Annotated in this window: 14 protein-coding genes; 7 read left to right on the plus strand and 7 right to left on the minus strand. The window is 67.0% G+C overall.

Annotated elements, in window-relative coordinates; all coding sequences use genetic code 11:
• Positions 1–1,150 (plus strand): aldehyde dehydrogenase (NADP(+)) (locus tag JYJ84_RS14960; RefSeq protein ID WP_205189254.1); only part of this gene is annotated, 1,150 nt, incomplete at its 5' end.
• Positions 1,151–1,296: 146 nt separating this feature from the next.
• Here JYJ84_RS14960 and JYJ84_RS14965 read toward each other — a convergent pair.
• Both JYJ84_RS14965 and JYJ84_RS14970 read right to left on the minus strand, forming a co-directional pair.
• Entirely contained in the window at positions 1,297–1,668 is a 372-nt protein-coding gene (locus tag JYJ84_RS14965) for a type II toxin-antitoxin system VapC family toxin (protein WP_122948072.1), read from the minus strand.
• Complete coding sequence (locus JYJ84_RS14970; RefSeq protein WP_069252544.1) at positions 1,665–1,862, minus strand: type II toxin-antitoxin system VapB family antitoxin; 198 nt, start codon at positions 1,860–1,862, stop codon at positions 1,665–1,667. The genes JYJ84_RS14965 and JYJ84_RS14970 overlap by 4 nt, the downstream gene beginning before the upstream one ends.
• A 281-nt stretch (positions 1,863–2,143) precedes the next feature.
• On the opposite strand from JYJ84_RS14970, the gene JYJ84_RS14975 reads away from it, so the two are divergent.
• Complete coding sequence (locus tag JYJ84_RS14975; RefSeq protein WP_122948071.1) at positions 2,144–2,698, plus strand: hypothetical protein; 555 nt, start codon at positions 2,144–2,146, stop codon at positions 2,696–2,698.
• A gap of 114 nt (positions 2,699–2,812) precedes the next feature.
• On the opposite strand, the gene kdgD is transcribed toward JYJ84_RS14975, so the two are convergent.
• A complete protein-coding gene (kdgD, locus tag JYJ84_RS14980; protein WP_122948070.1) occupies positions 2,813–3,727 on the minus strand; it encodes a 5-dehydro-4-deoxyglucarate dehydratase in 915 nt (304 codons plus the stop codon).
• Positions 3,728–3,956: 229 nt separating this feature from the next.
• On the opposite strand from kdgD, the gene garD reads away from it, so the two are divergent.
• From garD to JYJ84_RS15000, 4 genes are all read left to right on the plus strand, one after another.
• Complete coding sequence (gene garD, locus JYJ84_RS14985) at positions 3,957–5,510, plus strand: galactarate dehydratase (protein ID WP_043180866.1); 1,554 nt, start codon at positions 3,957–3,959, stop codon at positions 5,508–5,510.
• A gap of 286 nt (positions 5,511–5,796) precedes the next feature.
• Positions 5,797–6,234 (plus strand): nuclear transport factor 2 family protein, encoded by a 438-nt coding sequence (locus tag JYJ84_RS14990; RefSeq protein WP_236027523.1) that lies wholly within the window; start codon positions 5,797–5,799, stop codon positions 6,232–6,234.
• A gap of 79 nt (positions 6,235–6,313) precedes the next feature.
• Positions 6,314–6,769 (plus strand): RbsD/FucU family protein, encoded by a 456-nt coding sequence (locus JYJ84_RS14995; RefSeq protein WP_069252540.1) that lies wholly within the window; start codon positions 6,314–6,316, stop codon positions 6,767–6,769.
• A 194-nt stretch (positions 6,770–6,963) separates the two neighbouring features.
• A complete protein-coding gene (locus JYJ84_RS15000; protein ID WP_122948068.1) occupies positions 6,964–7,401 on the plus strand; it encodes a DoxX family protein in 438 nt (145 codons plus the stop codon).
• A gap of 181 nt (positions 7,402–7,582) precedes the next feature.
• Here the strand turns inward: JYJ84_RS15000 and JYJ84_RS15005 are convergent, their stop codons facing one another.
• Together JYJ84_RS15005 and JYJ84_RS15010 are read right to left on the minus strand one after the other, a co-directional pair.
• Positions 7,583–8,890 (minus strand): MFS transporter, encoded by a 1,308-nt coding sequence (locus JYJ84_RS15005; protein ID WP_122948067.1) that lies wholly within the window; start codon positions 8,888–8,890, stop codon positions 7,583–7,585.
• 424 nt (positions 8,891–9,314) lie between these two features.
• Positions 9,315–10,451: a branched-chain amino acid ABC transporter substrate-binding protein gene (locus JYJ84_RS15010; RefSeq protein ID WP_175222538.1), complete on the minus strand. Its 1,137-nt coding sequence runs from the start codon at positions 10,449–10,451 to the stop codon at positions 9,315–9,317.
• Between the two features lie 668 nt (positions 10,452–11,119).
• Between JYJ84_RS15010 and JYJ84_RS15015 the strand changes: the two genes are divergently transcribed.
• Positions 11,120–11,914, plus strand: coding sequence for an AraC family transcriptional regulator (locus JYJ84_RS15015; protein WP_043180856.1), 795 nt, complete (start codon positions 11,120–11,122; stop codon positions 11,912–11,914).
• 77 nt (positions 11,915–11,991) lie between these two features.
• Here JYJ84_RS15015 and JYJ84_RS15020 read toward each other — a convergent pair whose 3' ends face one another.
• A complete protein-coding gene (locus JYJ84_RS15020; protein WP_011353956.1) occupies positions 11,992–12,255 on the minus strand; it encodes a hypothetical protein in 264 nt (87 codons plus the stop codon).
• 289 nt (positions 12,256–12,544) lie between these two features.
• Positions 12,545–13,528, minus strand: a 984-nt coding sequence (locus tag JYJ84_RS15025; RefSeq protein WP_205189255.1) for a 4-hydroxyphenylpyruvate dioxygenase family protein, incomplete at its 5' end; no start/stop codon positions are given.

Consider the following 13,528-nt stretch of genomic DNA (forward strand, 5'->3'; position numbering starts at 1 on the left):
GCGGCTGCAGAAAGTCGGGCTCGGGCCCGTCGTCGTGTTCGGTGCGAGCAATTTCCCGCTCGCGTTCTCGGTGGCCGGCGGCGATACGGCGTCGGCGCTCGCAGCCGGCTGCCCGGTGATCGTGAAGGCGCACGAGGCACACCTCGGCACGTCCGAGCTGGTTGGCCGCGCGATCCGCGCCGCCGTCGCGAAAACCGGGATGCCGGCCGGCGTGTTCTCGCTGCTGGTCGCCCCGGCGCGCGTGATCGGCGCGGCGCTCGTCAGCCATCCGGCGATCCAGGCAGTCGGCTTCACCGGGTCGCGGCAGGGTGGCATGGCGCTCGTGCAGCTCGCGAATGCGCGTCCGCAGCCGATTCCCGTCTACGCGGAAATGAGCAGCATCAACCCTGTCGTGCTGTTCCCGGCGGCGCTCGCCGCGCGCGGCGACGCGATCGCGACGGGCTTCGTCGATTCGCTGACGCTCGGCGTCGGCCAGTTCTGTACCAACCCGGGCCTCGTGCTCGCGATCGACGGCCCCGATCTCGACCGCTTCGAAACCGTCGCCGCGCAGGCGCTCGCGAAGAAGCCGGCTGGCGTGATGCTCACGCGCGGCATCGCCGATGCGTATCGCAACGGCCGCGGCAAGCTGGCCGAACTCCCGGGCGTGCGTGAAATCGGCGCAGGCGAGGCGGCGCAGACCGACTGCCAGGCCGGCGGCGCGCTGTACGAAGTCGGCGCGCAGGCGTTCCTGGCCGAGCCGGCGTTCGGCCACGAGGTGTTCGGCCCGGCGTCGCTGATCGTGCGTTGCCGCGATCTCGACGAAGTCGCGCGCGTGCTCGACGCGCTCGAAGGCCAGCTGACGGCCACGCTGCAGATGGATGCCGACGACAAGCCGCTCGCGCGCCGGCTGCTGCCGATCCTCGAACGCAAGGCCGGGCGCCTGCTCGTGAACGGCTACCCGACCGGCGTCGAAGTGTGCGACGCGATGGTGCACGGCGGGCCGTTCCCCGCGACGTCGAACCCGGCCGTCACGTCGGTCGGCGCGACGGCGATCGAGCGTTTCCTGAGGCCCGTGTGCTACCAGGATTTTCCGGACGACCTGCTGCCGGAAGGGTTGCAGGAGCGCAATCCGCTTGAGATTCCGCGGCTGCGGGACGGGAAGGCGGAGTGATGACGCACCTCGATTGAGGGAGCGATCCATTGTGACCGGTGAGCCTGGGTGCTTGCCGGTCGCAACAAACGAAAAGGCGGAAGTGGCCGGTGAGCCGCTTCCGCCTTTTTTGCATGGCAGGTTGGGGTGGTGTCGATCTCGCCGCGTCAGTGGGCGGGATGCGCGGCGAGCCCCAGGCGGTCTGCTGCACCCAGTAGGCGCCGGTCGCGTGTCCACAGTTTGCTTCCATCGGTCAGTCGGACCGACGCGAGCAGGTGCGCATCGACGTAGCCGATGCCGAGCCCGTGAAGCGGCACGACATCGACCATTTGCTGAACTTCGTCGTCGGTTGCGGACGTGGCGACGGGTAGGTCGCGCAGCGCATCCAGCACGGTCTGGCGATCTCGCAGGCTGCCGAGGGCGAGTTCGCCGATGACGAAAGGATGGATCAGTACGCGTTCGGTTTCCAGTAGCGTGGTGAGCGTGACGTCGCCGGCTCGAAGATGGTCGATCCAGACGGAGGTGTCGACAAGAATCATGCTGGCTCCGACGGGCGGCGCGGGATGGATTCGAGATCAGGTTCGGTGCCACCGAGACGGGCGAGCCGCCGGGCGCTTTCGCGGGCGATCAACGCGCGCAGCGCTTCTTTCACCAAGGCCGATTTTTCGGTCACGCCAGTTAATTGCTGCGCTTTGGCGAGCAGGGCGTCGTCAAGGGACAAGGTAGTGCGCATGGTGCACCTTCGGAAAGGAATGAGGCATCAATTATGGCATCAATTGATGATGGTGGTGATGCCTTGGCCCGAGCGAGTAATGAATCCGGATCGTGCCGAGGCGGTAGGGAGGATCCGGTGCTCGGGGGGGGGGGCGTCGGCGCTGCGTGGGGAAAAAGCGGTCATTGATCTCGCCGTCTTCCGCGTCGCCGGAATTTCTCCTACAGTACCGGAGCCCCGGGTCGACCGACCCGCAGGCGAAACCTGAGAGATCCAGAAAAAGACCAAGAGGGAACGGCATCATGAACATCAGCAAACGTGGCGACCACCTGTTCGCGGCCGGCTTGTGGAAAGCGGTCGGCGACGTCGCGAAGTCGGTACGCACGCAGGTCGGGGAATATAGCGAAGGCCGCGTGTTGGCTAACGCGCTGTTCGAATTGCAGCGCGACCTGGGCGGCAGCGAATTCGACGTGACGATCAACCAGGGGCGGCCCGTCACCGGCTCGGATCCGCATTCGCTCCGGTTCGGCCAGGCCGTCAGGCGGTTCAGGCTGGACATGGAGGCGCTGGTGTTCGCACTGAAGCACCGCCGCAGCATCGACGAGCGCGACCCGGGCCTGCGCACCGACGCGCTGACGCAGGCCAACAGCCAGCTTGCCACCGCGAAGCAATACGCGATGCTCACGATCGGACGGTTTTTCGACGCAGTCGTCGATCCCGACGTACTCGACCAGATGCTCGCCAGCGATCCGAACACGCGTGCGCGGCGCTCGGCCACCGGCGCGGAGGTCGCCACGACCCGGCTCAGGCTGGGCAGCCTGCGCTACCGGATCGTTGGCGCCATCTCGCAGATGTGACGAAAACGGCCGCCCTGCGAAGCACGGGGCGGCCGTTGGAAAGCGCAAGCGGGGCCGGACGCGCGGCTCCGCGCCGGCACACACCGAAGCGTGTGCCGGTTGACTGCCTGCCGCTTACTGCGGCCCCATCTTCTTGATCAGCACGTCGAGCTCCGCGACTTCTTCGTCGTTGAGATCGACGAGCGGCGCGCGCACCGGGCCCGCGTCATGGCCGACGAGCTTCGCGCCCGCCTTCACGATGCTGACCGCGTAGCCCGCGCGGCGATTGCGGATCTTCAGGTACGGCAGGAAGAATTCGTCGATCAGGCGGCCGACCGTGGCGTGGTCGTCCTTCGCGATCGCTTCGTAGAATTCCATCGCCGTCTTCGGGATGAAGTTGAACACGGCCGACGAATACACCGGCACGCCGAGCGCCTTGTACGCAGCGGCATAGACTTCGGCCGTCGGCAGGCCGCCGAGATACGCGAAACGGTCGCCGAGGCGGCGGCGGATCGTCACCATGCTTTCGATTTCGCCGACGCCGTCCTTGAAGCCGATCAGGTTCGGGCAACGATCGGCGAGGCGCTCGAGCATGTCGGCGTTCAGCTTCGAATTCGCGCGGTTGTATACCACCACGCCGATCTTCAGTGCGCGGCACACCTGCTCGACGTGGTCGGCGATCCCTTCCTGGCTGGCTTCGGTCAGGTAGTGCGGCATCAGCAGCACGCCGCTTGCGCCGAGGCGCTCGGCCTCCTGCGCATACTCGATTGCGACGCGCGTCGCGCCGCCCGCGCCGGCGAGGATCGGCACCTTGCCCTTGCAGGTTTCCGTCGCGACGCGGATCACGTCCGAATACTCGCGCTGCGTGAGCGAGAAGAATTCACCGGTGCCGCCGGCCGCGAACAGCGCGCTCGCACCGTACGGCGCGAGCCATTCCAGGCGCTCGGCATAGGTGGACGGGCGGAAGCTGCCGTCGGCGTCGAAATCCGTCAGCGGAAACGACAGCAGGCCGTGGGAGATGATCTGTTTGAGTTCTTGCGGTGAAGTCATGGTTGGGTCGTCCGTCTAGCGCGAGTGCTGGGTTCGTCGGGAACGGCATACGTGCCACATTGGCGATGTCGTTGTATGTCATCGTACAACGAGGGGAGGGGGGACGCAAGCGGTTTGCTGGCAGATAAAGGGTAGGGTCTTTCCGGATAAGGGTTTACGCAGCATCGCCGATCCCGGTTGAATGTCGTATGATGACTAACGATGTGGCCTCTAGCCTCCAGGAATTCCGATGACTGCTTCCCCGCTCTATATTCGCGTGCATCCGGACGACAACGTCGCGATCGTCGTCAACGACGGCGGCTTGCCCGAGGGCGCGACGTTCGCCGACGGGCTGACGCTGCGCGAAGGTGTGCCGCAGGGGCACAAGGTCGCGCTGGTCGACCTCGCGGCCGGCGACCCGATCGTCCGCTACAACGTGGTGATCGGCTACGCGCTGGTCGAGCTGCGGCGCGGCAGCTGGGTCAACGAGCGCACGATGCGCATGCCCGAGCCGCCAGGGCTCGACGACCTGCCGCTCGCGACGCGTGCCGCGCCGCCACTGCCGCCGCTCGAAGGCTATACGTTCGAGGGCTTCCGCAATGCCGACGGTTCGGTCGGCACGCGCAACATCCTCGCGATCACGACGACCGTGCAGTGCGTGTCGGGCGTGGTCGAGCATGCAGTGAAGCGGATCAAGGCCGAGCTGCTGCCGCGCTACCCGAACGTCGATGACGTGGTCGGGCTCGAGCATACCTACGGCTGCGGCGTGGCGATCGATGCACCCGACGCCGACATCCCGATCCGCACGCTGCGCAACATCAGCCTGAATCCGAACTTCGGCGGCGAAGTGATGACCGTGAGCCTCGGCTGCGAGAAGCTGCAGCCCGAGCGCCTGCTGCCGCCCGGCACGATTCCGGTCGCGGCCGACGGCGCGACGGACAACGGCGGCGTGGTGTGCCTGCAGGACGCCGCGCACGTCGGCTTCAACTCGATGATCGATTCGATCATGAAGATGGCCGAATCGCATCTCGAGCGATTGAACCGCCGCCGCCGCGAGACGTGCCCCGCGTCGGATCTCGTCGTCGGCGTGCAGTGCGGCGGCAGCGACGCGTTCTCGGGGCTCACTGCGAACCCGGCCGTCGGCTTCGCGGCCGACCTGCTGGTGCGCGCGGGCGCGACGATCATGTTTTCCGAGGTGACGGAAGTGCGCGATGGTGTCGCGCAGCTCACGTCGCGCGCGGCGAACGAGGACGTGGCGCGCGAGATCATCCGCGAAATGGACTGGTACGACCGCTACTTGCAGCGCGGCCGCGTCGACCGCAGCGCGAACACGACGCCCGGCAACAAGAAGGGCGGCCTGTCGAACATCGTCGAGAAGGCGATGGGCTCGATCGTGAAGTCGGGCAGCGCGCCGATCGCCGGCGTCGTGCGCCCCGGCGATCGCGCGAAGCAGAAGGGCCTGCTGTACGCGGCGACGCCCGCGAGCGATTTCATCTGCGGCACGCTGCAGCTCGCGGCCGGGATGAACCTGCACATCTTCACGACCGGCCGCGGCACGCCGTACGGTCTCGCGCAGGTGCCGGTGATCAAGGTCGCGACGCGCAGCGATCTCGCGCGGCGCTGGCACGACCTGATGGATCTCGACGCGGGGCAGATCGCGACCGGCGCGGCGACGATCGAGGACACCGGCTGGGAACTGTTCCGGCTGATGCTCGACGTCGCGAGCGGCAAGCGCCGCACGTGGGCCGAGCAATGGAAGCTCGCGAATGCGCTGACGCTGTTCAATCCGGCGCCGGTGACCTGACGCGCTCGGCCGTTGCCGCCAGACGAAGCGGGCGCCCGAGGGCGCCCGTTTTCATTGCGGCGGAGCAAGTGTTCACGGGATGCCCACGATGAGGAGAACTTGCTGCATGGCGGGTCACGTCCGGCGTGCGGAGCGGCCACGGGCTCGAAGCGACCGGTGCGATTTCCTTACCCCGCACGTAATCGACCGCCCGCGCGAGGCCGGCGACGATGGCTGCACGCGAATACGAAACCGAAACACGCCACGTTCGCGACATCGTCCTCTCATCGACTCAAGGAGCCTCGCCATGAACACCGCCCAATCCGCTTCGTCTGCTTCGTCCGCTTCGTCCGCTTCGTCCGCTTCGTCCGCTTCGCCCGTTCACGCCGACCTGATCGACCGCTACTTCGACGCCTGGAACGAACCCGACGTCGCGCGCCGGCGCGCGCTGATCGATGCGACCTACGCGAGCGACGCGGCCTATCGCGATCCGCTGATGACCGGCGACGGCCATGCCGGCATCGACGCGATGATCGCGGCCGTGCAGACGCGCTTCCCCGCGTTTCGCTTTCGCCGCACGACCGACGTCGACGGGTTCGGCCAGCACCTGCGGTTCTCGTGGGCGCTCGTGTCGCCCGACGGTGCGGCGATCGTGAAGGGTTCGGACTTCGGCACCGTCGACGCGTCGGGCCGCCTCGCGTCGGTCACGGGTTTCATCGACGAAATGCCGGCCGCGGCGGCGTGACGCGAGCGATGCATGCGCAACTGCCACCGGGATCGGGTAACGTTATGCGGTTCGTTCCTGATCCCGGAGACTAGCCGACATGCTGAAGAATCTCGACCCGCTGCTGCACGCCGACATCCTGCACACGCTGCGCGCGATGGGCCACGGTGACGAAATCGCGATCTGCGACGCGAATTTTCCGGCGGAATCCGTCGCGGAGCACACGGTGGTCGGCCGCGCGCTGCGGATCGACGGTGCCGATTCGGCGCGCGTCGTGCGCGCGGTGCTGTCCGTGCTGCCGCTCGATACGTTCGTCGACACGCCCGCGTGGCGGATGGAAGTCGTCGGCGACGCGGCGGCGGTGCCGCCCGTGCAGCGCGAGGTGCAGGCCGAGATCGACCGCGCGGAAGGGCGCGCGGTGCCGCTGACGGGCGTCGACCGGTTCGCGTTCTACGAGCGCGCGCAGCAGGCCTACGCGGTGATCGTCACCGGCGAGCTGCGCGGCTACGGCTGTTTCATCTTCAAGAAGGGCGTGTTGTTGAGCGACGCGGGCTAAACGCCTTTTCCAACTCGCCGCCTTCGGGCCGCGCGGTGGCCGCCGTGTAAAGATTTGCTACAACCTTTTTCTTGGACACGGCCGAAACTCTGTCTATGCTGGCCCATTTGCCGCGGGCCCCGCAGGGTCGCGCGGCGCCGAGTTGTCCGGGTGTGCTCCGGGCGGTCGGCCGAATTGCATACGAGGAGAGAGGCATGACGCGTTCCGTCGATTCCGGCGTCATTTTTTTCGCGCGCCTGGCGCTGGCGGCGTTGTTCCTGTGGGGCGGCGTGATGAAGCTGATCGGCTATGGCGATTTCATCGGTTACCTGCATGGGCTGAACGTGCCGTTCGCACAGTACGTGGCGCCGGTCGTGGTCGCGATCGAGGCGCTCGGCGGCCTGTTGCTGATCGTCGGCTACAAGGTGAAACCGCTCGCACTGCTCATGGCGCTCTATACGGTCGCGACCGCGATGGTCGGACACAATTTCTGGGACGCGACGGACGCCGCGGTCCAGCACGACATGGTCATCCACTTCTGGAAGAACATCGCGATTGCCGGCGGCTTCCTGCTGCTGTTCGTCACGGGCGCGGGCGGCGCGAGCATCGATGCGCTGCGCCGGCCGAGTTCGTCGTACGGCAGCCTGCGCTGAGCGCGTCGCGCGCCCTCCGCTGAGTCACAGCTGAAGCAAATGAGAAAGGGCCGAATCCCGCATGTCGCGGGGTTCGGCCCTTTGTTCATGGATCGCCGGTGGGGGCAGGCGACCGGTCATGTGCCGCAGTTGCCCGCCGCACCGGGCGGCAACCGCGTGCGCACCGCCGCTGCTCCGCCGCTCAGTGCGACGGATCCTCCTTCGCATCCTTCGAGAACTGCACGGCGATCGCGCCGAGTATGCAGATCGCGGCGACATACACCACCGGCGCGAGCGGATTCGACTTCATCATCAGCGACACGATCACCGGCGTGAGGCCGCCGAAGATCGCATACGCGACGTTGTACGAGAACGAGATGCCCGAGAAGCGCACGACGGCCGGGAAGCTCCTGACCATCACGAACGGCACCGCGCCGATCGTGCCGACCATGAAGCCCGCGATCCCGTAGTAGATCGGCAGCGTCGACGCGTCGGCCGCGACCTGCACGAACAGCAGGTAGTAGCACGCGGCCAGCCCGAGGCCGCCGATGCCGAGCACGCGCTTCGCGCCGATCCAGCCCGCGAGCGAACCCGCGGTGATGCAGCCGGCCGTCAGGCACAGCGTTGCGACGCTGTTCGCGAACAGCGTCGTCGCGGGCGCCAGGTGGAACTGCTTCTGCAGCAGCGTGGGCGTCATCAGGATCACGACGACGATCGCGGCCGACAGCATCCACGTGAGCAGCATCGATACGATCACCGCGCGACCATGGTCACGCAGCACGGCCTTCAGCGGAATCTCGGCCGCGAGCGCCTTCTTCGCCTTCATTTCGGCGAACACCGGCGTCTCATGCAGCCAGCGGCGCAGGTACACGGAGAACAGGCCGAACACACCGCCGAGCAGGAACGGGATGCGCCACGCGAACGCGCCGACTTCGGCGGCCGAGTAACGGCTGTTGATGCCGGCGGCGACGAGCGAGCCGAGCAGGATGCCGGCCGTCAGGCCCGCGGTCAGCGTGCCGCATGCGTAGCCGATGTGGCGCGACGGCACGTGCTCGGACACGAACACCCACGCGCCCGGTACTTCGCCGCCGACCGCCGCGCCCTGCAGCACGCGGAACAGCAGCAGCAACACCGGCGCGAGAATGCCGATCGTGTCGTAGGTCGGCAGCAGGCCCATCAGCAGCGTCGGCACGGACATCATCAGCACGCTCAGCGTGAACATCCGCTTGCGGCCGAACAGGTCGCCGAAGTGCGCCATGATCACGCCGCCGAGCGGGCGCGCGAGATAGCCGGCCGCGAAGATGCCGAACGTCTGCAGCTGGCGCAGCCAGTCGGGAATGTCGTGCGGGAAGAACAGTTGCCCAATCGCCGGCGCGAAGAACACGAAGATGATGAAGTCGTAGAACTCGAGGGCGCCGCCCAGTGCGGCAAGGCCAAGGGTCTTGTAGTCGCTGCGCGTGAGCGCACGTTCGGCGGCGCGAGGCACGCCGCTCAATTCGGAAGCTTGCATGGTCAGGACGATCGGTTTTCGAATGTTGTTGTCGGTGCTGCGTCTCCAGGGCCCGCTATCGGCATGGACTGACAAGGCGCGGCTTGCATCGTCGAAGCGTGCCGCGTGCCGGGTGAGGCACGAAACACACACCGCTGCACCGGGATGGCGTGCGGCGGGGGCGATGCGTCAAAGCGGGTGGGAGGATTCTACAGGAGCGCAAAATGCGCGCGCGCGGGTGCGCGCCGAGGAACGCTTCGGATCGCGAAGCCTCAGCCTCAGCCTCAGCCTCAGCCTCAGCCTCAGCCTCAGCCTCAGCCTCAGCCGAAGCCGAAGCCGAAGCCGAAGCCGAAGCAAAAGCCGAAGCAAAAGCCGAAGCAAAAGCGCGCGCGGCGCGGGCGGCCGGTGAGCCGCTGACGCGCCGCGCGGGGCACGGTCTCGCGGATCAGTTGCCGGCGATTGTGTCGACCGGCTTGAACGCGCCGTGCTCGACCTTGTAGATCGTCACCGGTGCATCCTTCAGGTCGCCCTTCGCGTCGTACGCGATGCTGGGCGCCGACACGCCCTTGACCGACACCTTGCCGAGATACGGCGTGTACACCTTCGGGTCGGTCGAGTTTGCGTCCTTCATCGCGGTGAGCAGCGCGATCGTGCCGTCATACGAGTACGGCGAGTAGGTGATCACGTCTTCGTTGAAGCGCGCCTTGTAGCGTGCCGCGTAGCCGGTGAAACCGGGCATCTTCTCCTTCGGCAGCCCGCCCATGTAGACGATCGCGCCTTCCGCCGCGTCGCCGCCGACCTTGAGGAACGTCGGCGAGCGCGACATCTCGCCCGTCACGAATGCCGACTTCATCCCGAGCTGGCGCATCTTGCGGATCATCGGCGACGATTGCGCATCGCCGCCGCCGTAGAAGATCGCGTCCGGGTTCATCCCCTTGAGGTTGGTCAGGATCGCGGAGAAATCGAGCGCCTTGTCGTTCGTGAAGTCGCGCTTGATGATCGTGCCGCCCGCCGCCTCGACGGCCTTCGCGAATTCGTCGGCGATGCCCTGGCCGTAGGCCGTGCGGTCGTCGATGATCGCGATGCGCTTGAAGCGCAGCGTCTTCACCGCATACGTGCCGACGATGCGGCCCGCCTGCGCGTCGCTCGTCAGCAGCCGGTAGGTCGTCTTGTAGCCGCGCGCCGTGTATTGCGGCGACGTGGCCATCGAGATCTGCGGCAGCCCTGCGCGATCGTACAGGTCGGACGCGGGAATGCTCGTGCCCGAATTGAAGTGTCCGATGACCCCGCGGACGTTGTCGTCGATCAGCCGCTGCGCGACGGTCGTGCCGGTGCGCGGGTCGGCCTGGTCGTCCTGCGAATCGAGCTGGAACGTGACGGGCTTGCCGCCGATCGTCGGACGCGTCGCGTTGAAATCGGCGATCGCGAGCTGCACGCCCTTCTGCATGTCCGTGCCGTAGTTCGACTGCGGGCCGGTCAGCGGTGCGGCGAAACCGATCTTGACGACGTCGGCGGCAATGGCGTGCGCGCCCGACAGTGCGCAGGCAGCGGCCAGCGCGACGTGCGATACCTTCAGCTTCACTTTCACTTCCCCTTGATGGCGTGGTTGGGCCGCCGCCGGCTGGCGGGCCGGCACCGGTAAACCGGGCGAGACGGTTCGATCGGCAGGCCGATGCGAGGGCCGTGCGTGCTTGCCGCGTGCTGCCCGGGCTGTGCCGGAATCGGCGTGCGTGATGGCCGATGCCGCAGGCCGTGCACGCCGATTGCTGCCGCGGCGGAAGGTCGTCTCGTGACCGTGAAGCGAAGTCTAGGTAGCGAAAATGCGTGCGTCTTGCGCGTTCGGTGCGTGGCCGGCGACGATATCGGCATATCGTCGATAACCCTGATATGTGCCGAAATCGTCACGCCGAATGCGCAAACGCGCCAAGACGCTGCACGTTCGCATTTCTATGCTGGCGAGTTCGGGCGCGCAGTGCCGATGTGCGAGTGCGCCAGTGCGCTCACGGAATGTCGGTATCGGCACATGCGTGGCTGCGGCGCTGATGCAAGCGGATGTGCCGTCAGCCGCAGCACGCTCGACGCAGTGGTTGCGCACGCAACGTATGTCGTATAACGCGTGTCGATGCCGGCCGATCGGCGGCGCGATGCGACGGCCGCCGCCAACTTGCCCGCCTTTGCGATCGGCGCGACGCGATCGAAGGGGCGCTTCTATAATCGACGCCATCTGCCACTCGCCTTGCGGTTGCCGGGATGACGACCTTGCTTGCCGTACCGCCCATGAGCCTGTCCGAACCGTTGCGCTACCAGCCCGACAATGCCGATCTCGGCGCGATGCTTGCGCACTTCCGCCTGCTCGAACCGGTGTTCGATGCGCTGCCGGACGTCGCGTTCTTCGTGAAGGATGCGAGCGGCCGCTACGCGATCGTCAATCGCACGCTGGCGATGCGCTGCGGCTACAAGGACAAGCGCGACCTGCTCGGCAAGACGGCCGATGAAGTGTTTCCGCGCCGCTTCGGCCGCAGCTATTTCGAGCAGGACATGGCGACGATCAACGCCGGCCAGCAACTGATCGATCAGCTCGAGCTGCATCTGTATCCGGGCCGCCAGCCGGGCTGGTGCCTGACCTGCAAGGAGCCGTTGCGCGACGCGGCGGGCAAGGTCGTCGGCCTCGCCGGCATCTCGCGCGACCTGAAGGCGCACGAAGGCTCGCATCCGGCGTACAGCAAGCTCGCCGATGTGGTCCAGCACATCCAGGATCATTACGTGCAGCCGCTGAACCTGAAGCAGCTCGCGCAGATGGCCGGGATGTCGGTCGCGCAGCTCGAACGCTACTTCCACAAGGTGTTCCACCTGACGCCGCGCCAGGTGCTGCTGAAGACGCGGCTCGATGCGGCCACCGCGCTGCTCGTCACGCACGACAAGGTGACCGACGTCGCGGCGCTATGCGGCTATACGGATCACAGCGCGTTCACGCGCCAGTTCAAGGCGACAGTCGGCGTGACGCCGACGGAATACCGGTTGATGCTGCAGGAGCGGGCAGGGTGACGCGACACGCCGAAAGCGCCGGCGAGTCGCTGGGATCGGGGTGATACGGAACAACGGGAAAGGGTGAAAACGGCGGCTCAGCGGTAGCCGAGCCCTTTCAGGACGGCGGTGCCGTTTTCGGTCAGCCGGAAGCTCGGGGCCGTATCGGCGTCGAGCTTGACCATCTCGACGAGGCCGGCTTCCTGCAGCGCGGGCAGTTCGGGTTTGGCGTTCGCGCCGATCGGTGCGTGCAGCAGCACGAGCAGCGTCGCGATTTCATGATGACTGAGCAGGCGGCGCAGCATCGTCTTCTTTGCAGGGGGCGCGGCCTGGCGGCCCGCGGGTGCTTCTACGGCGCTCATCGCTTTCCTCCTTTTCAAGATAACCATCGGGTACTGGTTGCGGATGGTGCCGTCGAAGACTTAAGCGATTCTTAAAACCGCACCGGGCGACGGGATGCTGCGCTGCGGTATGGGTTACCGGATGTAACGCCATACGGCGCGCGGCTTCCGGTCCGATCGCGGCGAGCCGCGCGGGCGGGTGCGTCGCCGGGCGATTCACCACGATGGTGCGTGCTGGATGCGGCCCTTTGAGGCAGCCGCGGGCTGCGAGTGTGATTCGGCCCCTTTAATTCCTGTCAGCTTCGTTCCCTTATTTCCTGCGCTGCGCCTGCGCGGCGAGCCGCACGGCCGCGTTTGCCGCGCCGTAACCGTCGTATCCGCCGCGCCGCTCGACGATCTCGAGCGAGAAGCGGTTGTCGACCAGTTCTGTATACGCGTGCAGGAACTCACCGCCGTGTTCGTCGCGGTCGTACAGCAGGTGATGCGTGCTCAGCGTGTCGATCAGCTCGTCCGGCAGCGCGTAGCGGGCGGCGAGATCGTCGTAGTAGTTAGGCGGAATGCGCAGGAACGGAATGCCGTCGGCCGCGAACGCGGCGATCGTCTTCACGATGTCGTCGGTGCGGAACGCAACGTGGTTCAGCCCCGTGCCGTGGTAGCGGTCGAGCGATTCGGCGACCGCGGTGTGGCGGTCGACCGACGCGTTCAGCGCGATCCGCACCGAACCGTCGGCGCTGCGCACTGCGCGGCTGCGCATCAGCCCGTACGGGTCGGGCACGAGCCAGCTGCGCTCGGCCTCGAAGCCGAACGCGGTCTTGAAGAACAGGATCCACGTATCGAGCGCGTCGGCCGGCAGCGCGAGGCACACGTGGTCGATGCCCGTCAGCGGGCCGACTTCGCTTGGGCCGTCGATGTCGGTCAGCACGAAGTCCGATTCGTACAGCGTCGGCGCGTTCGGCGCTTCGTCGACGAAGTATTCGAGGCTGCCGTCCGGCGCCTGCACGCTCGGCAGCACGCGTTCGTTCGGCCCGACGCGGCCGGAGAACGGCGCATAGCCGAAGCCGGCCGCGCGCTCGAACGCCACTTTTGCGTCGTCGACGCGGAAGGCCGACGCGCACAGCGACAGCCCGTGCTGCTGGAAGAACGCATCGGCGAACGAGTCGCGCTCCGCGTTCAACACGATCGACGCGGCGCCGTGCTGGAACAGCGTCACGTCTTTCGACCGATGCCGGCCCGCGAGCCGGAAGCGCATCCGGCCGAGCCATTCGCCGACGGTCGCGGCCGCCTGCGCGTCCAC

It is taken from the genome of Burkholderia sp. LMG 13014, assembly GCF_905232215.1.
GTDB lineage: Bacteria > Pseudomonadota > Gammaproteobacteria > Burkholderiales > Burkholderiaceae > Burkholderia.